General features: G+C 67.0%; 16 protein-coding genes and 1 tRNA gene. 9 read left to right on the top strand and 8 right to left on the bottom strand.

Annotation, left to right across the window (positions count from 1 at the left end; translation table 11 throughout):
* Positions 1-3 precede the first annotated feature (3 nt).
* Positions 4-816 (bottom strand): 3'-5' exonuclease, encoded by an 813-nt coding sequence (locus GD628_RS01190; protein ID WP_152273594.1) that lies wholly within the window; start codon positions 814-816, stop codon positions 4-6.
* 70 nt (positions 817-886) lie between these two features.
* On the opposite strand from GD628_RS01190, the gene GD628_RS01185 reads away from it, so the two are divergent.
* The 3 genes from GD628_RS01185 to GD628_RS01175 are packed head-to-tail and all read left to right on the top strand — an operon-like array spanning position 887 to position 8,033.
* On the top strand, positions 887-1,306 hold the full coding sequence (locus GD628_RS01185) for an MGMT family protein (RefSeq protein ID WP_091603084.1): 420 nt from the start codon (positions 887-889) through the stop codon (positions 1,304-1,306).
* Positions 1,303-4,563, top strand: coding sequence for an ATP-dependent helicase (locus GD628_RS01180; RefSeq protein ID WP_152273593.1), 3,261 nt, complete (start codon positions 1,303-1,305; stop codon positions 4,561-4,563). The genes GD628_RS01185 and GD628_RS01180 overlap by 4 nt, the downstream gene beginning before the upstream one ends.
* On the top strand, positions 4,560-8,033 hold the full coding sequence (locus GD628_RS01175) for an ATP-dependent helicase (RefSeq protein ID WP_152273592.1): 3,474 nt from the start codon (positions 4,560-4,562) through the stop codon (positions 8,031-8,033). The genes GD628_RS01180 and GD628_RS01175 overlap by 4 nt, the downstream gene beginning before the upstream one ends.
* 62 nt (positions 8,034-8,095) lie before the next feature.
* Here the strand turns inward: GD628_RS01175 and GD628_RS01170 are convergent, their stop codons facing one another.
* The 4 genes from GD628_RS01170 to GD628_RS01155 form a co-directional block, all read right to left on the bottom strand.
* Complete coding sequence (locus tag GD628_RS01170; RefSeq protein WP_152273591.1) at positions 8,096-8,788, bottom strand: hypothetical protein; 693 nt, start codon at positions 8,786-8,788, stop codon at positions 8,096-8,098.
* Positions 8,785-9,711: an ABC transporter ATP-binding protein gene (locus GD628_RS01165; RefSeq protein WP_091603096.1), complete on the bottom strand. Its 927-nt coding sequence runs from the start codon at positions 9,709-9,711 to the stop codon at positions 8,785-8,787. Before GD628_RS01165 ends, GD628_RS01170 begins: the two co-directional genes overlap by 4 nt.
* Entirely contained in the window at positions 9,708-10,088 is a 381-nt protein-coding gene (locus GD628_RS01160) for a GntR family transcriptional regulator (protein ID WP_091603099.1), read from the bottom strand. Before GD628_RS01160 ends, GD628_RS01165 begins: the two co-directional genes overlap by 4 nt.
* A 170-nt stretch (positions 10,089-10,258) precedes the next feature.
* The gene (locus tag GD628_RS01155) at positions 10,259-11,632 is read right to left on the bottom strand and encodes a macrolide 2'-phosphotransferase (RefSeq protein ID WP_152273590.1); all 1,374 of its coding nucleotides are present in this window, start codon (positions 11,630-11,632) and stop codon (positions 10,259-10,261) included.
* A 153-nt stretch (positions 11,633-11,785) separates the two neighbouring features.
* On the opposite strand from GD628_RS01155, the gene nudC reads away from it, so the two are divergent.
* Together nudC and GD628_RS01145 are read left to right on the top strand one after the other, a co-directional pair.
* Positions 11,786-12,742, top strand: a complete 957-nt coding sequence (gene nudC / locus GD628_RS01150; RefSeq protein ID WP_091603104.1) for an NAD(+) diphosphatase — start codon at positions 11,786-11,788, stop codon at positions 12,740-12,742.
* Positions 12,739-14,862: an ATP-dependent DNA helicase UvrD2 gene (locus tag GD628_RS01145; RefSeq protein ID WP_091603108.1), complete on the top strand. Its 2,124-nt coding sequence runs from the start codon at positions 12,739-12,741 to the stop codon at positions 14,860-14,862. Before nudC ends, GD628_RS01145 begins: the two co-directional genes overlap by 4 nt.
* Before the next feature lie 28 nt (positions 14,863-14,890).
* On the opposite strand, the gene GD628_RS01140 is transcribed toward GD628_RS01145, so the two are convergent.
* Positions 14,891-15,964, bottom strand: coding sequence for a ThiF family adenylyltransferase (locus GD628_RS01140; RefSeq protein ID WP_193313165.1), 1,074 nt, complete (start codon positions 15,962-15,964; stop codon positions 14,891-14,893).
* A 103-nt stretch (positions 15,965-16,067) separates the two neighbouring features.
* On the opposite strand from GD628_RS01140, the gene GD628_RS01135 reads away from it, so the two are divergent.
* On the top strand, positions 16,068-16,640 hold the full coding sequence (locus tag GD628_RS01135; protein WP_091603778.1) for a M48 metallopeptidase family protein: 573 nt from the start codon (positions 16,068-16,070) through the stop codon (positions 16,638-16,640).
* Here GD628_RS01135 and GD628_RS01130 read toward each other — a convergent pair.
* A complete protein-coding gene (locus tag GD628_RS01130) occupies positions 16,637-18,103 on the bottom strand; it encodes a zinc-dependent metalloprotease (protein ID WP_152273588.1) in 1,467 nt (488 codons plus the stop codon). The two genes, GD628_RS01135 and GD628_RS01130, sit on opposite strands and share 4 nt — an antisense overlap.
* A gap of 261 nt (positions 18,104-18,364) precedes the next feature.
* Between GD628_RS01130 and GD628_RS01125 the strand changes: the two genes are divergently transcribed.
* The 3 genes from GD628_RS01125 to GD628_RS01115 all read left to right on the top strand — a co-directional run bounded on the left by GD628_RS01125 (position 18,365) and on the right by GD628_RS01115 (position 22,865).
* Positions 18,365-19,507 (top strand): YlbL family protein, encoded by a 1,143-nt coding sequence (locus GD628_RS01125; RefSeq protein WP_226802291.1) that lies wholly within the window; start codon positions 18,365-18,367, stop codon positions 19,505-19,507.
* Positions 19,508-19,748: 241 nt separating this feature from the next.
* The gene (locus GD628_RS01120) at positions 19,749-22,739 is read left to right on the top strand and encodes a UPF0182 family membrane protein (RefSeq protein ID WP_420837562.1); all 2,991 of its coding nucleotides are present in this window, start codon (positions 19,749-19,751) and stop codon (positions 22,737-22,739) included.
* Between the two features lie 49 nt (positions 22,740-22,788).
* Positions 22,789-22,865 (top strand) — tRNA-Met (locus GD628_RS01115).
* Positions 22,866-23,111: 246 nt separating this feature from the next.
* Here GD628_RS01115 and GD628_RS01110 read toward each other — a convergent pair.
* Positions 23,112-23,852: a PspA/IM30 family protein gene (locus tag GD628_RS01110; RefSeq protein ID WP_091603118.1), complete on the bottom strand. Its 741-nt coding sequence runs from the start codon at positions 23,850-23,852 to the stop codon at positions 23,112-23,114.
* Positions 23,853-23,938 lie beyond the last annotated feature (86 nt).

Raw genomic sequence — 23,938 nt, 5'->3', positions numbered from 1 at the left:
GGACTAGTACGGGGCCAGTTCGAGCACCAGCTGGCCGCCGGCTTCCTCTGCCAGGACGGGCACGGCCGCGGCCGGGACGGGTTCGATCCGCAGGGCATCCGCAGCCGCAAATGGTGCGGGGGAACCTGACGGGGCGGGCTTCAGCGGCCAGCTGCCGTCAATGACCGCCTCCGGATCACGACGCCGCAGGTAGGCCTGGAAGCTGGCCGCCTGGTCCGCGGCCCACTGCACCTGCAGGGCATGCATGGTCCCGGCATCCTGGCCCATGAGCGGATAGGCGCCGGCCACCGCGGCTCCCACCGCCAACGTGGCCATGACATCAGCGGCGGACGTGTGGGCATTCTCGAAGGCCACTGAGTAGTGTTCGGCCATGGCCGTCAGGGTCCGCTTGCCACGGCGGAAACGGTCTGCCTGCTTGTCCAGGATGTAGGGGTCGATCACGGGGAACGGCGTCGGCGCAGTGCATCCGTGCCGCTCCGCCTCCCGGGCGAGGACCGTGAAGTCGTAGGCGGCGTTGAACGCGAGAACAGGAATTCCGGCAGCGAACGTGTCCGCGAGGACGGTGCTGATCTGCCGGACCGCCTCAGCGGCGTGCATGCCTTCGCTGCGGGCCTTATCGGTGCTAATGCCGTGGATGGCGGCGGCCTCGGCCGGAATCTCGACCCCGGGGTCCACCAGCCACTCATGGTGCGCGAGGACGTTCCCGGACCCGTCCACCAGGATGATCGACGCCGTAACGATCCGCGCCAGCTGGGGATCCCGTCCCGTGGTTTCCAGGTCAAAGGACGCTCGGGGGAGTTCGTGCCAGCTCAACATGTAATCAAACCTACCGGCGGGCACTGACATAACCCCGAATCAGCGCGCCGGGCGTCGCTAAGCTGGATGCATGCGGGAGGACTATACGGAGGCGGTGCTGGCTGTTGCTGCGCTCATTCCGCCGGGACGGGTGCTGGCCTACGGAGACATAGCCGAGCTGCTTGGCGCGGGAGGCCCCCGGCAGGTGGGCTCGGCGCTGGCACAATCGGGAGATTCGGTTCCCTGGTGGCGCGTGATCCGCGCATCCGGTCAGCCGCCCGCCTGCCACGGGAACCGTGCCTGGACCCACTACCGGGAGGAAGGGACGCCGCTGCGGGGGCAGGCGGAGCCGGACGGAACAGGCTACCGCGTGTGTATCCGCGAGGCGCGCTGGCAGCCCGACGACGCCGGTTGGGAAGCTCTCGATGCGCTCCGGGAGGCGCTGGCCAGGGCCGGCGCTGAGAAGTCCGGCGGGGCAATGTCACCGGGGCATGGTGAAGTGGAGGTATGAGCATCAACCTGCGGCTGGTTCCGCCCGCGGCGGCCGGCCTGCCCGCACCGCATCTGAGCGCGGACCAGCGTGCCGCCGTTGAGCGTCCCGCCGGGAACGGCCCGCTGCTGGTCCTGGGCGCCCCCGGCACCGGAAAGTCCACGGTGCTGGTCGAAACCGCCGTACAGCGGATTGAGCGCGGCGGACTGGATCCGGCCGGTGTGCTGCTGCTGGCGCCGTCGCGCCTCGCGGCGGCAGCGCTGCGTGATGCGCTCTCTGCCCGGCTCGAGCGCACCATCAGCGCCGCACCGGCCCGCACCTGGGCCTCCTACGCTTTCGACGTCATCCGCCGGGCCAAAGCGGAAGGCCTGCTGCCGCATGTCACCCGCGCGCCCAAGCTGCTCTCCGGTGCCGAACAGGACGTCATCATCAAGGAACTCCTGGGCGGGCACGGACAGAACGGGGTGCCCCAGCTACCCTGGCCGGAGTCCCTGTCGCTCGCCCTGGGCACCCGCGGCTTCCGGCAGGAAATCCGCCAGCTCTTCGACCGCGTGATCGAACTTGGGCTGGCCCCGGAGGAGCTGCGGGAACTTGGCCGCCGCTACGGGAGACAGGACTGGGCTGCCGCGGCGTCGCTCTACGGCGAATACCGGGACGTCCTGGACCTTCGCATGCCCGAGGCGTTCGACCCCGCCGGGATCATCACCACCGCAACGGACATCCTTCTGAGCGAACCGGAGTTCCTGGCCGCCGAGCATAACCGGCTCCAGCTGATCCTCGTTGACGACCTGCAGGAAGCCAACGGAGCCATCCACCGCCTGCTCGGCGTGCTGGCCAAAGACCGCGACGCCGTGGTCACTGCCAGCCCGGACACGGTCGTCCAGGGGTTCCGCGGAGCCCGCCCGGAGCTGCTCGGCACTCTGGAGCAGGAGCTCGGCGCGGATCTGAGGACCGCAGTGCTCAGTACCCAGCACCGGATGGCGGGACCAGTCGCCGCCGCCTGGCACCGGACAGCTTCCAGGATCTCCGTGGTTCCGGGCCTTGCCCCTGCGCGAACCACTGCTGGACGCACGGACAGCGGCGAAGACGGTGAAGGCACGGAACGGGCCGGGAATGCTCCGTCCACTCCTGCGTCAGCGACGGCCCACGTGGTGGACTCGCCCATGCATGAACAACGCTATGTGGCGCAGCGCATCCTCGAAGAGCAGCTGCTCCGCGGACGCCGCCTCGAGGACATCGCCGTCATCGTCCGGACCGGCGGGCAGCTGGCCAGGATCCAGCGTTACCTGATCAGCCAGGGGATCGAGGTGCGGGTACCGGTGGCGGAAAAAGCTGTCCGGGACGAGGCCGCCGTGCGTCCCCTGCTGGACGCCTTCGCCGTGGTGCTCAACCCCGGCCTCCTGACGCCCGAGCTGGCTGTCTCCCTGCTGACCTCGCGGATTGGCGGCGCAGGTTCGCTGGATCTTCGCCGGCTGCGGCAGGCACTGCGCCGCGAGGAACTCCGGGCCGGGGGCGGGCGCAGCTCTGACGCCCTCCTCGTCGAAGCGCTGGTGGACCCGCTCTCCGATTCCGGGCTTGCGCTCGCCGGCCTGGGCTGGGAAGCCGGGTCGGCGAAACGGCTGTCTGCCATGCTGCGTGCCGGGAAACAGGCGGCCCAGCAGCCTGGGGCTACCGCCGAGACCGTGCTGTGGGCCCTGTGGTCCACGTCCGGCTGGTCAAAGAAGTGGGCCGAAGCTGCGCTGTCCGGAGGATCCGCGGGGCTCCGCGCCGACCGGGACCTGGACGCGATCATGGCACTGTTCCAGACAGCCGAACGCTACGTAGACCAGTTGCCGGGCTCCACGCCTGAGCAGTTCCTGGACTACCTGACCAGTTCCGAGCTGCCTATGGATACCCTGGCGGCCCGCGCACAGCAGCGCGACGCCGTCGAACTCCTGACCCCGGCCAGCGCAGCCGGCCGGGAATGGCCGGTGGTGATCGTCGCCGGCATCCAGGAAGGCGTCTGGCCCAACCTCCGGCTGCGCGGCGAACTGCTGGGCAGCGGAGACCTGGTGGCAGCCGTCGAGTTCCCCGACACCGATTACCGCAGGACCCGCAGCCCGCAAACGCTGATGCAGGGCACAAGGTATGACGAGCTGCGCAGCTTCTCCACTGCGCTTTCCCGTGCCCGCGATGTGCTGGTCTGCACTGCCGTGGCGTCGGAGGACGAGCAGCCTTCCCAGTTCCTGGACCTGGTGGATCCGCTTCCCGACGGCGTGGCCGTCCGTGCCCGCACGGAGGTCCTGCGGCCGCTGACCCTCCGCTCCCTGGTAGCGGAACTGCGGGCCCACGCCCAGCAGGCCCGGACCCATCCGGAGGACGCCGGCGAAGCGGCGCAGCACCTGGGGCGTATGCTTCGGCACCCCGTGCCGGTCCCTGGTGCACACCCGCGCACGTGGTGGGGCCTGCTGCCGCTCTCCAGCACCGGTCCGGTGCTTCCCCCGGAGGCGCCCATACCGGTCTCGCCCTCAAAGGTCGACGCCGTGACCAAGTCTCCGCTGAGCTGGTTCGTCTCAGCGGTTGGCGGAGAACAGGCCACCGACTTCGCCCGTTCGCTGGGAACACTGGTGCATGCGATCGCGCAGGAGATGCCTGATGCGACCGGTTCGGAGTACACGGAGGAACTCCGGCGCCGATGGCCCTCACTGGGGATGAAGGATTCCTGGGAAGGCAAAATGGACCTCAGGCGCGCCGAGGCCATGGTGGGTAAACTGGCGGAATACGTCATCGAAATGCGCAGGGGTGGCCGGAGCCTGGCCGCCGTCGAGAAAGACTTCGAGGCATCCATTCCGGTGGAGGTGCGCGGTGAAGTCCGCACAGCCCTGCTGCGCGGACAAATCGACCGGCTGGAAAAGGACGCCGCCGGGCGGGGCTACATCGTGGACCTCAAGACCGGGAAATCTGCCCCCAGGAAGGCGGACCTTGAGGGACATCCGCAGCTGGCCGCCTATCAGGAAGCGGTCCGGCAGGGCGCCCTGGAAGACGTTCCCGCAGTTCCCGGAGGCGCGGCACTGGTGCAGCTGGGAACCTCTGCCAAGGGCGTGTCCGTCCAGGAACAGCCTCCGCTGGGTCCGGAGGACAAGAGTGCCCTGGCCATGATCGAAGAAGCTGCCGCCCTGATGTCGGACAGCACGTTCGACACCGTTCATGATCCGGCCCGCAGCGGATACGGCGGCCACGGCTGCCGGCTGCCGGAAATCTGTCCGCTGTGTACCGAAGGAAAGCAGGTCACCGAATGACGCTGGATGTGAGCAGCAGTGTGGAGGCCGGCACAGGGTTCGTGCCCCAGTACTCTGCCCGGCAGCTGGCGGAGATGCTCCATGACGGTCCGCCGGAGGGCGTGCAGTACCCCACGGACGCACAGCGGGAGATCATCGAGGGGCCGCTTGAGCCCCTGCTGGTGGTGGCCGGCGCCGGGTCCGGCAAGACGAAGACCATGGCAGACCGCGTTGTCTGGCTGGTCGCGAACAAACTTGTGGCCCCGGAGCAGATCCTGGGCGTGACCTTTACGCGAAAGGCCGCGGGGGAGCTGGCAAGCCGCATCCGCGGCAGGCTGCGGCTGCTGGAACGGAAACTCGGCGAGGACAGCAAGGACGCCCAGCTCGAAGCGGCAGTGTCCACCTATCACTCCTACGCCAACGGAATCGTGAACGACTACGGCCTGCGGATCGGCGTCGAGCGTGATTCAGTCATGCTGGGCGGCGCCCAGTCCTGGCAGCTGGCCAACGAAGTGGTGGAGGCCTACACCGGCGATTACGAACACTTCACCGCCGCGAAGTCCACGCTGGTGAACTCAGTGCTGCAGATGGCCTCCGAGTGTGCCGAGCATCTCCTGACTCCCGCCCAGGTGCGTGCCGAGATCCAGGCCCATCTGGAGCAGGTGCTGGCGCTGCCGTACCAGGCAGGCAAGACAAAGGCAGCTGCCAAAGGTGTTCGGGACCTGGTGGGCAAGCTCCAGACCCGCATCTCAGTGACCGAACTCGTGGAGGCCTACCAGCGGGCCAAGGCCGAGCGGCGGCAGCTGGACTTCGGAGACCTCGTGGCCCTGGCCGCCCGGATAGCCAAGGAGATCCCCGAGGCTGCAGAAATGGAGCGCGCCAAGTACAAGGTGGTGCTGCTGGACGAGTTCCAGGACACCTCCCACGCCCAGATGGTGCTGTTCTCCACCTTGTTCGGCGACGGCACTCCGGTGACGGCAGTGGGGGATCCGCACCAGTCGATCTACGGTTTCCGCGGTGCCTCTGCCGGCCAGCTCGGGACGTTCCGGGAACACTTCCCGCGGTTCCTGCGCGAGGGCGGCCGGGCCCCCGCCGGCGTCGCCAACCTGTCTGTGGCCTGGCGGAACTCGACATCGATACTGGCAGCCGCCAACGCCGTTTCCGGGCCGCTGAACAAACCCGCGCCGTGGCCCGGGGCCAGGACGCCGCTGGACGTTCCGGAACTGGAGGCCAAGCCGAAACCTCCCGTGGGCGACGTGTTCCTGGGCCGGTACCTCAGCGAGAAAACGGTGACCCTTCCGGACGGAACGGTGAGCATAGGCGAAGCCGAAGCCCTCGCCGCGCAGATCGCGAACCTCCGTGACTCCTGGTTCCGGCACCCGAGCCATGAGACGGACGGGCGGGGCAATACGCTGCCGCCGACGGTGGCGGTACTGTGCCGCGGCAAGAAACAGTTCGACCCCATCCGCCGCGCGCTGGAAGACCTGGGCATCCCCGTGCAGATCGTGGGCCTGGGCGGCCTGCTGTCCACACCGGAGATCGTCGACCTGCTCGCCGTACTGCGTGTGCTGAGCGATCCCGGACGTTCCGATTCGATGCTCCGCATCCTTGCCGGGGCGCGCTGGCGCATTGGGCCCGCGGACCTCATGGCCCTGGCCGACTGGTCAAGGCACCTCGTCCGGGTCCGCGAACGCGCCATGAACGTCCGGGAAATCGCGGATGTGCATGGACCTGACGAAGGCGGTGCCGCCGTCGTCGAAACCGACCTTGCGGAGGCCGGCAGCCTGGTTGAGGCGGTGGACTACCTGCCGAAGCCCGGCTGGACCTCCAGCGCTGGCCGCTCGCTCACGCCCGAGGGGTTGGAACGGCTGGGCCTGCTGCGGGACGAGCTGCGGGAGCTGCGCGCTTATGTGGGGGAGGACCTCACGACGCTCATCGGCGAAGTGGAGCGGCGCATCCTGCTGGACATTGAGGTTGCGGCCAAGCCCGGCATCAGCATCCACGAATCCCGGCGGAACCTCGATGCCTTCATTGACGCTGCCGCGACCTTCAGCGCCTCGGCGGACCGCGTGGACCTGGCCGCGTTCCTGGCCTGGCTGGAAGTAGCGGACGAGGAGGAGAACGGACTCCCTGTCACCGCCCTGGAAACCTCGCGGGAAGCTGTCCAGCTGCTGACCGTACACGCCTCCAAGGGCCTGGAATGGGACGTGGTAGCCGTGCCCGGCCTCTCCGAGGGCCAGTTCCCGAATGACAAGGACTCGCGCTGGAGCAGCGGCAACGCCGCTGTTCCGTGGAACCTGCGCGGTGACGGGCCGGACCTGCCGCAGTGGGACTGGGAGCAACCGGACCAGAAGTCCTGGCTGGACGCGGAGAAGCTTTTTGCGGACGACGCCCGGGCCCATGCGGAGCGTGAAGAGCGGCGCCTCGCGTACGTGGCGTTCACCCGCGCGAAGGACATTCTCTTCTGCACCTCAAGTGCCTGGGGCGGTGGACGGAGCAAACCCACCGAGGCCTCGCGCTACCAGCTTGAATTGTATGAGCTCGGCAAGTCCGGTGCGCCCGGATTCCATCTGCTGTCCTGGCTCGAACCGGAAGACCAGGGGGATGAGAACCCTGCCAATGCAGTAACAGAGCGGGCCAGCTGGCCCAAGGACCCGTTACCGGCGCAGCGGCGGACAGCGATGGAAGCGGCAGCAGCGGCGGTCCTCGCCGCAGCTGCTGCCCCGGCGCAGACCGCTCTTGACCCCGAAGACACCGCGGCCGGCGAGCAGCCCGGTTCCGGCAACGTAGAAGCTGAGGGTGTCTTCGAACCCCGGCGCTGGGGCAGGGACGTTGAACTCGTCCTGGCGCGGCACCATGCCCCGGACGAGGTGATGGACGTTGAACTCCCCGCCCACATCTCGGCCTCCATGCTCGTGGACCTGCAGGACGATCCCGGGGCCGTCACACGCCAGCTGCGCCGCCCCGTCCCGCGCGAACCGGGAATGGCGGCACGCAAGGGAACCGCGTTCCACGCGTGGATCGAGGAGTACTTCGGCCGCAGCGGCATGCTGGACATTGACGAGTACCCGGGTGCAGCCGACGCATATGTGGACGAGGCTTACCAGCTCGACGACATGGTGGCCACCTTCGAAGCATCTGAATGGGCGTCCCGAACCCCTGCCTACATCGAGGTCCCCGTCGAAACGCGGGTGAATTCAGTGGTGGTCCGCGGCCGCATCGATGCAGTCTTCCAGGATGAGGACGGCGGCTGGGACCTGATCGACTGGAAGACCGGCGCTCCGCCATCGAAGGAAAAGCTCGCGGTCCGCTCGGTGCAGCTGGCGGTCTACCGGCTGGCCTGGTCCCGGCTGAAGGACGTTCCCCTGGAGAAGGTGCGTGCAGCGTTCTACTATGTGGCCGCGGACAAGGTCATCCGTCCGCACAACCTGCTGGGGGAAACCGAGTTGGAGCGGATCATTATCGACTCGGCCGGGCAGGGAACGGCCTGACACATGACAGTGCCGCCGTCCGGCAAGGACGGCGGCACTGTCATGTGTTGCCGGAAACGTGCCTAGGGGGTGGCCCTGCGGAGTGTTCCGTAGGAGCCCGCTGCCAGGACAACCCCGGCGAGCAGCAGCCAACCGGTGAGGGCGAGCGGCGTGAGCTGGACGAACCAGGCGCCCACGGCCGGCCAGGAATCCGTCCACGTGGCCACCGCCACTCCACCGAGAATGAGAAGACCGAAGGCGGTCAGGGACGCTACCAGGCCAAGAACCCGCCAGCGCTGGTACACGGTAGCGAACCAGAACCCGAACATGAACAGCAGGATTGTCAGGGCGAAGTAGAGCAGGATCTGCGCAAACCAGGGCGATTCAGCGATCCAGGGAAGGGCGAAGATATGCCCGTCCACGCCCCAGCCGTCGGTAGCCTGCTCCGCCAGGCCCAGCAGCCAGTAAATGACGCCCACGGCCATCGACAGTGCGGTGTACAGCCCCAGCGTCCCCAGGTAAAACGAACGGCGGCTCACGCTCATTGCCTGTGAGAAGGGGAAAGCCAGCATCATCGACTGCACGCCGATGGCGAGGAAGTACCACATCAGGGCCTGGCCGGAGAAGGCGAGCCGGGTGGCGCCGTCGTCATTCGGAATGACGGCCAGGATGGCCAGGGCCAGCCCGGTGGAGGCCACGAGCACAATCGCCGGGACGCCAAGATAGATCCACTTGTTCACCATCTGCATGCGGGCAACGGCCCAGGCGCGGTTCATCGTGCCACCTCCACGTTCGTGTCCGCTGCGGCGGGGGAACCGAAGCGTTCGTTGGCTTTGAGGGTCCGTCGGATGATCAGCTGCTGCAGCGAGACTGGTGCAAGTTCAAGTCCCAGGGACTCCGCCCTCTCCCTGTCCCCGGCCTGCAGCGGTGCATCAACCGTGACCGAGGCCAGCGCCCCGAGCCCCTCCCGGCGCAGAACGGGCCGTCCGGCAACGAACTCCTCCACGACGGTTGATTTTCCGGCTACCGCGAAGGCAGAGCCCGTGATGGCCTCTACCTCGTCATCCATCACGATCCGGCCGCGGTCGATGACGATGACGTGCTCCAGGAGGTTGGCCACCTCATCGATCAGGTGTGAGGACAGAATGATGGTGCGCGGATGGTCCGCGAAATCGGTGAGCAGGCGGTCGTAGAAGAGCTGGCGTGCCACGGCATCCAGGCCAAGGTACGGTTCGTCGAAGAATGTCAGCTCGGCACGCGAGGCCAGCCCGATGATCACGCCCACCGCTGAGAGCTGCCCGCGTGAGAGTTTCTTGATCCGGTGTTTTTTTGGGTTGGGCAGCTGGAAGTCTTCCAGCAGGCGGTCGGCCAGCGGCGCGTCCCAGTTCGGGAAGAAGAGGGACGCGGCGTCGAGGGCGTTCCTGATAGTGAAGTCGTCCGGGTATTTCTGCGACTCCCGCACGAAGCACAGCCGGGAGAGGATCTGCTCGTTCTCGAACGGGTTTCCGCCGAATACCCGGACTTCCCCTGAGCTGGCAAATCCCTGGGCGGTCAGGATGGACATCAGGGTGGTCTTTCCCGCGCCGTTGCGGCCCAGGAGCCCGTAGATGCGGTTTGGGGCGATGTCGAGATTGACGTCGTCAAGGGCCAGCTGGTCCTTGTAGCGGCGCGTTAGCCCGCGGGTTTCTATGACGTTCATGGTGCCGGGGTCCCTTCGTGTTCAGCGGCACTGCGATGGATGAGGGCGGTAAGTTCCTCCACTCCGATCCCGAGCTTCCGGGCTTCGCTATGGAGAGGCTGCACGTACTGGCGGTAGAACTGGTCCTGCCGCTTGGCGAGGACGGTTTCCCGGGCGCCGGGTGCCACGAACATTCCAATTCCGCGGCGTTTGTAGAGCAGCCCTTTCTCAACCAGCAGGTTCACGCCCTTGGCGGCCGTAGCCGGATTGATCCGGTAGAACGCCGCGAACTCATTGGTGGAGGGCACCTGGCCCTCTTCAGGGAGCACTCCGTCGAGGATGTCCCCTTCGATCCGCTCGGCGATCTGCTGGAAGATCGGCTTGCTGTCATCGATCACTGAATCCTGCTCACCTTCGCTGGTTAATTACTTGACCAACTAACCACACAACCTCGGGAGGGTCAAGCGCCGGTTCGCATCAGTTTCATTGCACACAAAAAACCCGCCTGCGGCGGCAGGCGGGTTTTTGTGTAAAGGATTGAGGGGGCAGCCGCTCGTGCTGATGTGTCCTAGGGCTTTGCGGCGTCCTTGCTGTCTGCGGTGGCCTGACCGGCCTCCGCATCCGTCCCGGTGCCCGCGCTCTCGGAGAGCAGCGGAAGTGCCGACGTTGCCGGCTCGGCCTCGGCAGCGGCGCTGCCGGACCCGGACGGAACGGGAGCCGCAGCATCCGTTGTTCCGCGTTGCTCGGTGCTGCCGGGGGATGCGGCAGAAACGGACGCGTCCTTCGTATCGGCTTCCTGGGCAGGAGCTTCAGCTGCTTTCTGTTCCGGAATAGGAGCAACACTCACCTTTCCGCCTCGGCCGCTGTCCTGGTCAACGGGACCCGCGTTACCGGCCGGGGCCGCAACGGCCGCGGTTGCTGCGGTGGCCGGGGATGCTCCGGGGGCCGGGGATGCAGCCGGAGCAGCGGACGGCGCCGCCGAGTCCGCCGGCACCACGGGAGCATCAGCAGCTTCCTGCTCGGCAGCTTCCTGCTCGAGGATGTCCGCCTCCAGGGTGGCCAGCATCTCCTCGGCCTCTTCAACCATTGACTGGTTCTCGGCAGCGATGCCGCGCACCAGCCACTGGGCCAGGGCGAACTCCGCTGACAGGGCGGCGCGCCTGATCAGGTGGGGATCAACGGCGTCGGGCCGTGCCTCGACGTATGCGTGGTGGACGGTGTCCGTGAAACCGGAATTGTTCGCCGCGATCAGCCAGGCGAAATCGTCGGCGGGATCGCCGATCCGAAGGTCGGTCCAGCCGTTCACCGCGCTGACCCGTCCTCCCGAGACCAGCAGGTTGTCCTCGTGCAGGTCTCCGTGCACCACGGTGGGGCTAAAGCGCCACAGCGCCACGTCTTCCAGGGCGTGCTCCCAGCGGCGCAGCAGGGTCGCCGGGATCTTGCCGGTCGTCGCAGCCTGGTCCAGTTCGTTGAGCTTGCGCTGACGGAACTCGTTGGCGGTGTAGCTGGGCAGGTCCGCGTTGTTCACCAGCGACTGCGGCAGGGCATGGATCGCAGCCATGGTGCGGCCAATGTCTGCTGCCAGTTCGGCCCCGCCGCCGGCAAGTTCGTCTATGTCCCGGGTGGAGCCGGGCAGGTGGGAATACACGAAAGTGCACAGCTGGCCCTGGCGGACGGTGCCGGCAACGTAGGGGAGGGCGAAGGGCAGTTCCGCCCGGACGCCGGGAACGAAGGCACGCAGGACCAGCAGCTCGGTCTCCAGGCGCATGCTGGCCTCAACGTGCTTGGGCGAACGCACCCGCCACTGTTTGCCGGCGTCGTCCACGAGGAGAGCGGAATCGAAGTCCGGGGCGTCGTCGGGCGAACCGGCCACGCCGGTAAGCGCCAGCGCCGGTACGGCGGCGCTGGCCAGGGCTGCCAATTCCATGGGTGTGCGTTTCACACCTTCAACCGTAGGGGCAGATGTGTTGGGAGTAACCCATAGGCACCCGGCGAGTCGGAAGAGCGTGAGGAAAAACTCAGGGTTTGGCGCCCGGGTATCCACCGGCAGCGGACGGCTTTCTGATTGGGGTCCCGCAGTAAGTACGGTAGGGGTATGAGCAGTCCGTTACGCACGCCAGAATCCCCGCAGCTTGGACGGCTGCCGCTTGCGCGGGGCGCCATCGACCGCGGCAGTGAGCGCAGGACCTCCGAGGAACTCTTCGCGGAAATCCGGGACCTTGAAACTACCCGCGTCCTGTACTTCTCCCTGGGCAAGGCCCTTGTCCGCGAGGACGCCCTGGTGCTGGACCCTCCAGGGCCGGACGGGTTCGGCGAGGAACCGGTATACCTTGGCCGGACGCTGGAGGACGGCACGGTTCCCGCGGGCGCGGACATAGTTATGGTGACCCTTGCCGAGCCCGACCCTGCCATGGAACGCGCCGGTGCCAGGTGGGCAGGCCTGCGGGACGTCGCGGTCATCCTTGGTTCATTGGATGCGGGACTGTTCGTCGAGGCCTGCGCCGTCGCCAACTGGCATGCCACCCATACCCACTGCCCGCGCTGCGGCGCCCCAACCCGGATGGAACAGGGCGGCTGGGTCCGCCGCTGCACCGAAGACGGCAGCCAGCACTTCCCACGCACGGATCCCGCCATCATCGTCGCCGTGACCGACCCAGCGGACCGGATCCTCCTGGGCCGCGCCGCAGCCTGGCCGGGCAACCGCTATTCGACCCTTGCCGGCTTCGTTGAACCGGGGGAGTCGCTGGAAGCCGCAGTGATCCGCGAGGTGGCGGAGGAATCCGCCGTCGTTGTTCGGAATCCGCAGTACCTGGGCTCCCAGCCGTGGCCGTTTCCGTGTTCGCTGATGCTGGGATTCTGTGCCGAGGCGGACGGCACTGAGCCGCAGGCCGACGGCGTCGAAATGGCAGATGTCCGCTGGTTCACACGCAGGGAACTCACCGAGGCCGTTGCCGCCGGTGAAATCGGCATACCGTCCTCCATCTCGATTGCCCGGAACCTGATTGACCGCTGGTACGGCGGACCCGTTCCGGAGCCGGAGGCCGGGGAATGACAGTAGACACACTTGAAGCCCGTATCCTCGCGGGGCTCGACGACGAGCAGCGGGAAGTTGCAACCTCGCTCACCGGTCCGTTGTGTGTGCTGGCGGGCGCCGGCACCGGCAAGACCCGGGCCATCACGCACCGCATGGCTTACGGCGTCCACTCCGGCCTCTACAAGCCGCAGCAGGTACTTGCCGTTACCTTCACCGCGCGCGCTGCGGCAGAGATGCGCACCCGCCTGCGGGACCTCGGCGCCGGCGGAGTGCAGGCCAAGACCTTCCACGCGGCGGCGCTGAAGCAGTTGCAGTACTTCTGGCCGCAGACTGTCGGCGGTCCGCTCCCGGGGCTTCTGGACCACAAAGCCCAGCTGATCGCCGAGGCAGCCCGCAGGCTCCGGCTCTCCACTGACCGCGCGGCGATCCGCGATGTCGCCGCCGAAATCGAGTGGGCCAAAGTTTCCATGCTCACGCCGGACAGCTATGTGCGTGCCGCGGCAGGCAGGGATGCTCCTGCCGGATTCGACCTGACCACCGTCTCCCGCATCTTCCAGTCCTACGAGGATGTCAAGGTGGACCGCAACGTCATCGACTTCGAGGATGTCCTGCTGATCATTGTGGGCATCCTGCAGGAGGACCAGCGGGTGGCGGCGACTGTCCGGGACCAGTACCGCCACTTCGTGGTTGACGAGTACCAGGACGTCTCGCCGCTCCAGCAGCGGCTGCTGGACCTGTGGCTGGGGGAGCGGGACGAACTCTGCGTGGTGGGCGATGCGAGCCAGACCATCTATTCCTTCACCGGGGCAACCTCGCGGCACCTGCTCGAGTTCACCCACCGATTCCCGGGCGCCGACGTCGTCAAGCTGGTGCGCGATTACCGCTCCACCCCGCAGGTGGTGAATCTCGCGAACCGCATCCTGGCTGCCCGAACCGCCGAGGGCGAGCGCTCGCGGAACGCGCCGCCGTGGCCCGAACCGCTGGAACTCATCGCCCAGCGCCCCGCGGGCCCTGAGCCGGTCTTCACGGAGTGCTCCGATGACGAAGCCGAAGCGGGGTACGTTGCCGGACGCATCCGCAAGCTGCTTGACGACGGCGTCGAGGCCAGCCAGATCGCCGTCCTGTTCCGCACGAACGGGCAGTCGGAAGCCTACGAACAGGCTTTGGCCAGTGCTGGGATCGGGTACCAGCTGCGCGGCGGAGAGCGGTTCTTTGCCCGCCGCGAAGTGCGTGATGCCATGCTCCAGCTCCGTGCCGCAGCCCGGTCAGTGGGCAACGAACCGGTGCCGCAGCTGGTAAGGGATATCCTGGCCAACCTCGGGTACACCGCTGACCCGCCCGCCGGGGGAGGGGCAACCCGGGAAAAGTGGGAATCGCTGGCAGCCCTCGTCGCGCTCGCTGACGAACTCCACGCCAACCGGACCCAGGACCCGGACAGCATCTTCACACTGGCTGACTTCACCGCCGAACTCGAGGAGCGGGCCGCGGCCCAGCATGCCCCAAAGGTCCAGGGAGTGACCCTCGCCAGCCTGCATTCCGCCAAGGGCCTCGAATGGGACGCCGTGTTCCTGGTGGGGCTGAGCGAGGGCCTCATGCCGATTTCCTTCGCGGACACACCCGTTGCCGTCGATGAGGAACGGCGCCTGCTGTATGTGGGCATCACCCGTGCGCGCGTGCACCTCTCCCTCTCCTGGTCCACCGCCCGCACCCCCGGCGGCAGGGCCAACCGCAAGCCGTCCCGGTTCCTTGACGGACTTCGTCCGAACACTGCCCGCGACGCCGGTGCGCCCCGGCAGGCACGGCAGACACGGAAGAAAGTCACGGGACCGGCCAAGTGCCGCGTCTGCGGATCCCTCCTTACCAGCGGGGCCGAACGCAAGATGGGCCGCTGCGGGGACTGCCCGGCAACGTATGACGAAGCCACATTCGAAGCCCTGCGCGAGTGGCGGCGGGAGGCCGCTGCTGAATCCGGGGTTCCGGCTTTCGTGGTCTTTACCGACGCCACACTCGTTGCGATTGCCGAAGACAAGCCGCCGACCCTGAACCGGCTGGCGACGCTGCCCGGTGTTGGCCCGTCCAAGCTTGAACGCTACGGTGAGGCCGTGCTGCAGGTCCTGGCCCAGAGCCCCCAGCTCTGACGCGGGGCCGGCTGCCAACCTGCCCGGTTTAGGCCGCAGCGGCAGACTGCAGCCGGCATCCGCAGCCGGGATGGAAATCGAGAGACTCAAGGCCCACATGGCCGTCAGCGGCGCGGAGCTGGAGCACCGCGGACCACGTGACGGGTTGGGCAACGCCGTCGATGAAGCCCAGTGCCTGCGCGGCGGCCGCTGACGCCGCCAAGGCCGCCGATGCCGTTTCCTCGCCTCCGGGACCTGCGTCCCGGGAGGCCTCCCGCGCATCGGCAGACAGCACGGCCGCCGATGCATACCAGCCCGGATCCGCGTCGCCCCGGTGCCTGTCCAGGCAGCCCAGGCACGGCGTCGTTCCCGGGACTACGAGTGGTCCCACCTGGTATCCGTACTGCTGGACAGCCACCGCCAGGTGCGGGTGCTCAAGCTGGCCCGCAGACGGCGTATGCCGCGGCGCGGGCTGGTCCGACGCGAGGATGGTTAGGTTGGCAGCACTCCGCGGACCGCTGGCCGGCCAGGGAACCTGCAGGACGCGCACCGTCGGATCGATCCGGTAGAGCTGCCTCTTTAAGGCCTGGTAACGCGGCATGCCAATGTCAGTGAGGGCATATGCAGGGCCGACGTCGCTGGGGGAGACAACGGCCGGATCGCCCAGCAGCACGGTGCCAATCCCGGCAGCAGTGAGGATCCTTGACGCCAGGGCCCCGCACCGTCCCAGACCCAGCAGCTCCACGACGGCGGCACCACGCAGCGCGAGCGGATCCAGGGCATCCCGGCCGTAGACGGCGGAGAGGCGTTCGGCGTCGGGCCGCAGGCGTTCCTCGCGCAGCGGCGGCAGGACGCGTCGCCTCTCGGGCTGCGCCAGGAGCACAGGGGCCAGCACCCGGAGCAGTTGTTCCTGCCGCTGTCCGTCCAGTCCGGCTGCGGCTCCGGCCGCCGGTTCCGCGCCGTCGGACACGCCCTGCCGCAGGGCGTTGATGAACGCGTGGTCCCCAGGGGTCAACCCGGCCAGCAGAAGGGCACCTTCACCAAGTCCAAACTGCCTGCGGTCAGGACCGAGGTCCAGGACGTAGATACCCGGGTTGATCCGCATACCGTCTCCTTCGGTCATGGATGTGCTTGTGCCGGAGCACCATGTAAGCACGGACGCGATCGGAGCGAGGGAGTTTTCCACAGGTTTCCGAAGGGTCGGCGGCGGAGAATACTGTGGAGACATGCCTTCTCCATCTGTTCCCGCCACCACACGGGCCGGACTGCCCATCGAAGTCCGGCGTTCGGCACGCCGGAAGCGGACGGTGAATGCCGTGTTCCGTGACGGCGTCGCCGTCGTTTCAATCCCCGCACACTTCACCAAGAAGCAGGAGGCGGAGTGGGTGCAGCGCATGGTGGACAAACTGGAGACCCGGACGGCGGCGGCTCCGGCGGCCGATCCCGCGGCAGGCGGCTCAGGGCTGGAAGAACGCGCGGCAGAGCTGTCCCGGCGGTACCTCAACGGCGCCGCGCGGCCCGTCTCCGTGCGCTGGGTGGCCAACCAGAACTCACGCTGGGGCTCGGCGACGCCTGCGCGGGGAACGATCAGGCTTTCGGACAAGCTGATAGGCATGCCCGGCTGGGTAGTGGACTACGTGCTGCTGCACGAGCTGGCACACCTGCTTGAGCCGTCGCACGGCCCAAGGTTCTGGCGCCTGCTTGAGTCCTACCCCCACACGGAGACAGCGAAGGCCTACCTGTCAGGCGCGGCCTATGCCAGTGCCCGGGGGCTCAAGGGGGACATGGCCGAGGGCTAGGCAGCCGGCCCGGCTTTCCCGCCGCCGTCGCTGCCCGGCTCATCTTCGCCGGGATCTTCTCCGGGCTCCGTTGCGTCCCCGGAAGCGTCAGCAGAACTGCTGCCGTCGGCGGCTTCGTCTGCCGGGGGTTCGTTGAATCCGCCCTCAAGCAGGCGGCGCAGGGCGGCGTCGACGTCGGAATCCGACGCATCGAGCAGTTCCCGGCGCTTACCGAAACCGGCCGGATCGTCCAGGTCCTCGGAGGTGGGCATGAGGTCCGGGTGCTGCCAGATTGCGTCACGTCCGTCGATGCCGCGCTCTTCGCGCAGGAGCGCCCAGAGTGCGGATGCATCGCGCAGCCTGCGCGGTCGCAGCTCGAGGCCTACCAGTGACGCGAACGTGTGCTCGGCCGGGCCGCCGCTGGCGCGGCGGCGGCGGATCATTTCCCGCAGGGCTTCCGCGGAGGGAAGGTTCGAGGTTGCCGCAGCGGTGACCTCATCCACCCAGCCCTCAACCAGTGCCAGGGCGGTTTCGAGCCGTTCGAGTGCCGCGGCCTGGGCCGGGGTGCGCTCGGGCTGGAAGACTCCGCCGGCCAGTGCTTCCTGGATCGATTCCGGATTGGCCGGATCGATGTCCCGGGCCACGTCTTCGATCTTGGACATGTCGATGTGGATGCCGCGTGCGTAGCTCTCGATGATGCCGAACAGATGCGGGGCCAGCCAGGGTGCATGGGCGAACAGCCGGGCATGGGCTGCTTCGCGGACTGCCAGGTAGAGGCGCACCTCGGCGTCGGGGACATCCAGGCCCTCGCCGAACGCGGTGACGTTGGCGGGCAGGAGTGCCATGGTGCCCTCGGCGAGGGGGAGGCCAATGTCAGTGGAGCTGAGCACTTCCCGGGACAGTGCGCCCACGGCCTGTCCCAGCTGGATGCCGAACATTGCCCCGCCCATGTTTGCCAGCATGGAGGAAGCGCCGCCCATCATGGACTTCATCTCCTCGGGCATCTGGGTGGTGATGGCGTTGGACAGGGCCTGGGAGATGCTCACGGCCACGGGCTCGGTCAGACGGCGCCATGAATCCATGGTGGCCTCCACCCACTCAGCGCGGGACCATGCCCTGCCAAGGCTGGTGGTTGAGGGGAAGTCGGTCACCGGATCGAGCCACATCTGCGCAACGTGGAGTGCTTCATCCACCTCTTTTGCCTGTCCCGGCGTCACGGAGGGGTCCCCGCCGGCTGCCGCGACCCGCCGGGCGTTGTCCTTCGCCAGCTGCCAGTTGACCGGCCCTTCGGACGGGGCACTGAACATCGCCTGGACCTGCTGGAAGATCATGGCCATGGCGTTGGGGTCCGAGGGGAGTCCGGCGGCCTTGGCCAGCTCCTGGGGATCAATGCCGCCGGCCTGTCCGCCGCCAAAGAGGCGGGCGAGCATCTCGGACAGCGGATCCTGGGGAGTGTCCCCGTGGTCAGAGGGATTTGAGCTCATGGGTACCACCGGTCCTGTGGAAGTTCTAGTGCAATGGCAGCCAGTGGGTCACCGGCTGCGTGGATTCCCACGTTACCGGGCCGAACAGGGCACTGTCCCGCATTCACCGGATCCGTTCGCTGTTGGCAAAGGAGCACGTGGGAGAATGGCCCAAGACATCGTGCAGGGCCGGGAAAACCGGGCGTTCCACGGCGTTGATCATCTTCCCCATCCCGGCGCCCGGCCGGGTACCGGCCAGGCGCCGCAGGAAAGGACAGCCGATTGCGTTCCCCGAACGATGAATCCTCCGCTGGTAACGAGACGGAAGGCGCCGGAAACGGCATCCCGGCTGCAGCCGCGCGGCCGTCACGGCGGTCGCCGCGCCGGCGGGCACTGCTGGTGGCCGGTGGAACCTCCCTGGTCCTGGGCGCTGCCGGGCTGGTCATTCCAGCACCCTTCGTCCTGGAATCGCCCGGCCCCACTTTCAACACCATCGGGGAAATCGGTGACAGCCCGCTCATCACCATCGACGGCGAGCAGACCTATCCCACTGCCGGGGAGCTGGCGCTGACCACCGTGTTTGTGTCCGGCGGCCCCAACGGTGCCGTGAACATGGGCGAGGTAGTTGCGTCCTGGCTCAATCCCGAGGATGCCGTACTGCCGGTGGACTTCGTTTATCCGCACGGAACTACCCGCGGGGAGATCCAGGAAGGCAACGCCGCAGCCATGACGTCCTCCCAGGAGTCAGCCGTCGCGGCTGCCCTGGACCAGCTGGACATTCCCTTCACCGAGGAACTTTCAGTCGCCGGCATCATGGAAGACGCACCCGCCGAGGGGGTCCTTGAAACCGGGGACGTCCTCCTGTCGGTGGACGGCACCGAGGTGACCGGTGTCGAATCGCTGCGCGAATCCCTGAACGGGACGGAAGGCTCGCCCGCCCGGATCGCCATCCGCCGGGACGGGACTGAACAGACCGTCGAGGTGACGCCGGTGCTGGGGGAGAACGGCACCTACCAGATGGGGGCCTACCTGAGCATCGACTACACCTTCCCGTTCGACGTCGCCATTGCGCTGGAGAACGTTGGCGGCGCGTCCGCGGGAATGATGTTCGCCCTGGGAATCATCGACAAGCTGACCCCGGGGGAGCTGACCCAGGGCCGCAGCTTTGCGGGCACCGGAACCATCGACGCCGACGGCCAGGTGGGGCCGATCGGCGGCATCGAACAGAAGATGGTGGGTGCGGCTGACTCCGGCGCGGAATTCTTCCTCGCACCAAAGGCCAACTGCGACGACGTCGTCGGAAACATACCCGAAGGACTGGAGGTAGTCAGCGTGGAGACTCTTGACGAGGCCCTCACCGCCGTGGAGACCCTTGCCTCGGGCCGCGGCGCGGACGGCCTGGCACGCTGCACGGACGCCGGCTGAAGCCCCGGCAGACGGCTGCCGGGCCTCCGGATCGAATCACGATCCTAATAAGGTTCGTTCGCCGGTGCCTTATAAGTGGCAGTGCGCGGGATTAACAGGGCAGAATAAGGAACCACGGCAAGAAACGGGCAGGCCGTCGGACACAGGGGTCGTTAGTTGCTTTGCTACCGAGGCAGCAGATCCGTAACTCGCCGAGCTGTCGCAGGTGCCGTGAGCCGACGTACCGAACGATGAGGTAACTGTGACTTCCGGACCTAATGGCCCATTTTCCCGACCGAGCCCCAGCACCACCCGTCGGCGGCGCAGCCCGCTGATTGCCACCCTGATCGTCGTCGCCGTACTGGTGATCGGGTTTGTCTACTTCTCCCAGGTCTACGCCGACGTGCTCTGGTACAACCAGCTCGGCTTCCTTGAAGTCTTCGTCAAGGAGAACCTGACCCGGATCGCCCTCTTTGCGGCGGCCTTCGTGGTCATGTCCGTCTGCGTCTACTTCAGCATCCGCGCCGCGTACTCCTCCCGGCCGATCTACGCCCCGGACAGCGCGCTGCAGGACAACCTGAACCGCTACCAGGCCCAGCTTGAGCCCGTCCGCAAGCTCCTGATGATCGGTATTCCGGTAGTGGTGGGCGGATTCGCCGGCACGGCCGCCATGGCCATGTGGGAGCAGGCGCTGCTGTTCTTCAACCGCAAGGACTTCGGGCAGACCGACCCCGAGTTCAACATGGACTTCAGCTTCTACCTGAACACGCTGCCGTTCATTGGTTTCATCGTCGGCTTCCTGATTTCAGTCGTCGTGATCAGCGGCATCGCCGGACTGCTCACCCACTACCTCTACGGCGGTATTCGCCTGGAGGAGAAGGGCGTCTTCGTCAGCCGCCCGGCACGTATCCACATTGCCGTGATTGCCGCTTCCTTCCTGCTGCTGCAGGCCGTGAACTTCTGGCTTGACCGCTACAACACCCTCCTGAGCACCTCCGGCTCCTGGACCGGCGCGCTGTACACGGACGTCAACGCCGTCATCCCGACGAAGGCGATCCTCGCCGTCGCCTCGGTGATCGTGGCGGTGCTGTTCATCCTCTCCGCGATCATCGGCCGCTGGCGCCTGCCCATCATCGGCACGGCCATGCTGGTCATCACCGCGATTGTTGCCGGCGGCGTGTACCCCTGGATCGTCCAGCGCTACCAGGTTGTTCCCTCGGAACAGACCCTTGAGCGCGAGTACATCCAGCGCAACATCGACCTGACCCGCGAAGCCTACGGGCTGGCCGACACCGAGGTGATCGACTACGACGCGACTGTCGACGCCAACGCGGGCGCCCTGGCAGCCGACGCCGGAACCACGGCGAACATCCGCCTGCTGGACCCGAACGTCGTCTCCGACGCGTTCGGCCAGCTCCAGCAGTTCCGCCAGTACTACCAGTTCCCGGAAACCCTGAACGTTGACCGCTACGACGTAGAGGGCGACGTTCAGGACACCGTCATCGCGGTTCGCGAACTGAACATCAACGGCGTTCCCGACGGCTGGGTGAACGAGCACATCCTGTACACCCACGGTTACGGCGTGGTCGCCGCCCGAGGATCGACGGTGCAGGCTGACGGCAAGCCCAGCTTCATGGAATCCGGGATCCCCTCCACGGGTGTGCTCGGGGACTACGAGCCGCGTGTCTACTTCGGCGAGTCCTCCCCGGACTACTCCGTGGTCGGCGCTCCCGAAGGCACTGCGCCGGTTGAAATCGACCGCCCGCAGACCGGCAACGCTGAGGACGACACCCAGACCACCTTCTCCGGCGAGGGCGGACCGAGCGTTGGCAACCTCTTCAACCAGCTTGTCTACGCGATCAAGTTCCAGTCCACGGAACTGCTGCTCTCGGACTTCGTCAACGAAGAATCACAGATCCTGTACGACCGTGATCCCCGCGAACGCGTCGAGAAGGTAGCTCCTTACCTGACCGTTGACGGCAACGCCTACCCGGCCGTCGTCGACGGCCGCGTGAAGTGGATCGTGGACGGCTACACCACCAGCCGTTACTTCCCGTACTCCACCCAGCAGGAGCTTGCTTCGGCAACCACCGATTCCCTGACCGGCGGCGCGTCGGCTGCCCTGCCGGCAGACCGGGTGAACTACATCCGCAACGCCGTGAAGGCGACCGTCGACGCCTACGACGGCTCGGTCACCCTGTACGCCTGGGATGAGGAGGACCCGCTGCTGAAGGCCTGGCAGGACGTTTTCCCGTCCACGCTCAAGCCGTACAGCGATATGTCTGCGGACCTGATGGCGCACGTCCGCTACCCGGAGGACCAGTTCAAGGTCCAGCGTGAGCTGATGGGCCGCTACCACGTCACCGATGCAGAGTCCTTCTACAAGAACGACGACGCGTGGTCCGTTCCGTCCGACCCGACCCGGACAAACTCCGACGTCAAGCAGCCGCCGTACTACCTCTCTCTGCAGATGCCGGGGCAGGACAGTCCCGCGTTCTCGCTGACGACTCCGTTTATCCCGTTCGTAAGCCAGAACGGCGAAGCCCGCAACGTGCTGTACGGCTTCCTCGCAGCCGACGCAGACGCCGGAACCGGTACCGACGGCCAGAAGGCCGAGTCCTACGGAACTCTGCGGCTGCTCGAACTGCCGACTGACACGGCGGTGCCCGGCCCCGGCCAGGCCCAGAACCGTTTCAACTCGGATCCGACGGTCTCAAACGCGTTGAACCTGCTCCGCCAGGGTGCTTCCGAAGTCATCAACGGCAACCTGCTCAGCCTGCCTGTGGGCGGCGGCATGCTCTACGTGCAGCCCGTCTACGTCCAGTCCTCCGGTGCCTCCTCCTACCCGACCCTCCAGCGCGTGCTGGTGAACTTCGGCGAGAAGGTTGGCTTCGCCCCGACCCTGGACGAAGCACTTGACCAGGTCTTTGGCGGCGACTCCGGAGCCGTCACCGGTGACCAGGAAAACGTCGGGAACACCCCTGACGACGGAACCACCCCGGCGCCGTCGGAGACCACCGCCCAGGCCGATCTGGAGACTGCACTGTCCGACGCCGGCGCAGCGATCCAGGAGGGCCAGGAAGCACTCGCCAACGGCGACTTCGCAGCCTACGGCGCGGCACAGGACAAGCTGAACGCGGCGATCCAGCGGGCCATCTCCGCGCAGGACAAGATGGCCGGCGCCGCGGCCGGTGCCGCTGACGGCTCTGCCGATTCGGGTGCCGACTCCGGAGAGGAAAACTCCGGAGAGTAGTCCCGTGAGTTGCGGCTCCTCCCCGCGGCCGGTAAAGTAGATACCGCGCCGCGGGGTGGAGCAGTTCGGTAGCTCGCTGGGCTCATAACCCAGAGGTCGCAAGTTCAAATCTTGCCCCCGCAACCACGTGAAAGACCCCCGTTCGGTTTCCGGACGGGGGTCTTTCCTTGTGTCCAGGCAGGGGCCGGGGCAGGGCAGGAGGGTTTTCGCCGCTGCCTGCGGGGTCTGCCCTTTTCGCGCGGCTCACGGGACCTATGCCGACGCATCCGGGCAGCTGCAGGTCCTTCCCTCTGCGGGGGGAGGACCACCGGAAATGCCGCAGGCCGGTGTCCCGCGCGGGACACCGGCCTGCGGCCGAAAGGCTGGGTAGGGCTAGTTCTGCTCGATAGCCGACTGGTTGGCGGCAGACGCCTTCAGTGCGGCGAGGCGGGCCTCCACCTCGGTCTGCTCACCGAGGTCCTCAAGGGACTCGAACTGGGCATCCAAACTGGACGCGGCCAGTTCGTTGGCGCCCCGGACGCGGGCTTCTTCGCGGCGGATTTTCTCCTCGAAGCGGCCGACCTCCGAGGTGGGATCCATGACATCGATGCTCTTGATTGCGTCGTGCATCTGGTTCTGCGCGGCGGCGTTGCGTGAACGGGCGATGAGCTCGTTCCGCTTGGACTGCAGCTGCTGGAGCTTGTCCTTCATCTGGTTCAGGCCGGTCTTGAGCCGCTCAACGATCTCTTCCTGGGAAGCGATGGTCGGCTCGGCTCCGCGTGCCTCGTTCTCGGATGCCATCTGGCGCTGAATGGCAACCTTGGCCAGGTTGTCGAACTTCTCCGCGTCGGTAGTGTTGCCGCTGGCCCGGAATTCGTCTGCCTTGCGTGAGGCTGCAAGGGCCTTATTGCCCCAGCTGCGGGCATTCTCCAGGTCCTCGTTGTAGTCGTCCTGAAGCATCCGCAGGTTGCCGATGGTCTGGGCGACGGCGCTTTCGGCCTCGGCGATGTTGTTGCTGTAGTCGCGGACCATCTGGTCAAGCATCTTCTGGGGGTCTTCCGCCTGGTCCAGAAGCGCGTTGATGTTGGCCTTGGCCAGCTGGGCGATCCGCCCGAATATGGACTGCTTTACCATCTGTCTGCCTTTCGCATTCGTTCACGTAGTGCGTGGTTGTGCTGTTGCCAGCCTGTCAAAATCCGTGTCCGGCGAAAACCCGCCGC

This window comes from Arthrobacter koreensis, assembly GCF_009193255.1.
Classification (GTDB): Bacteria; Actinomycetota; Actinomycetes; order Actinomycetales; family Micrococcaceae; genus Arthrobacter_B; species Arthrobacter_B koreensis.
This window is presented reverse-complemented; position numbering and strand designations above follow the sequence as displayed.

Excerpts from the sequence above, each read along its gene's own strand:
- GD628_RS01190 (WP_152273594.1), bottom strand. The coding sequence starts at position 816 with ATGTTGAGCTGGCACGAACTCCCCCGAGCGTCCTTTGACCTGGAAACC.
- GD628_RS01185 (WP_091603084.1), top strand. The coding sequence starts at position 887 with ATGCGGGAGGACTATACGGAGGCGGTGCTGGCTGTTGCTGCGCTCATT.
- GD628_RS01180 (WP_152273593.1), top strand. The coding sequence starts at position 1,303 with ATGAGCATCAACCTGCGGCTGGTTCCGCCCGCGGCGGCCGGCCTGCCC.
- GD628_RS01175 (WP_152273592.1), top strand. The coding sequence starts at position 4,560 with ATGACGCTGGATGTGAGCAGCAGTGTGGAGGCCGGCACAGGGTTCGTG.
- GD628_RS01170 (WP_152273591.1), bottom strand. The coding sequence starts at position 8,788 with ATGAACCGCGCCTGGGCCGTTGCCCGCATGCAGATGGTGAACAAGTGG.
- GD628_RS01165 (WP_091603096.1), bottom strand. The coding sequence starts at position 9,711 with ATGAACGTCATAGAAACCCGCGGGCTAACGCGCCGCTACAAGGACCAG.
- nudC (WP_091603104.1), top strand. The coding sequence starts at position 11,786 with ATGAGCAGTCCGTTACGCACGCCAGAATCCCCGCAGCTTGGACGGCTG.
- GD628_RS01145 (WP_091603108.1), top strand. The coding sequence starts at position 12,739 with ATGACAGTAGACACACTTGAAGCCCGTATCCTCGCGGGGCTCGACGAC.
- GD628_RS01140 (WP_193313165.1), bottom strand. The coding sequence starts at position 15,964 with ATGACCGAAGGAGACGGTATGCGGATCAACCCGGGTATCTACGTCCTG.
- GD628_RS01135 (WP_091603778.1), top strand. The coding sequence starts at position 16,068 with ATGCCTTCTCCATCTGTTCCCGCCACCACACGGGCCGGACTGCCCATC.
- GD628_RS01130 (WP_152273588.1), bottom strand. The coding sequence starts at position 18,103 with ATGAGCTCAAATCCCTCTGACCACGGGGACACTCCCCAGGATCCGCTG.
- GD628_RS01110 (WP_091603118.1), bottom strand. The coding sequence starts at position 23,852 with ATGGTAAAGCAGTCCATATTCGGGCGGATCGCCCAGCTGGCCAAGGCC.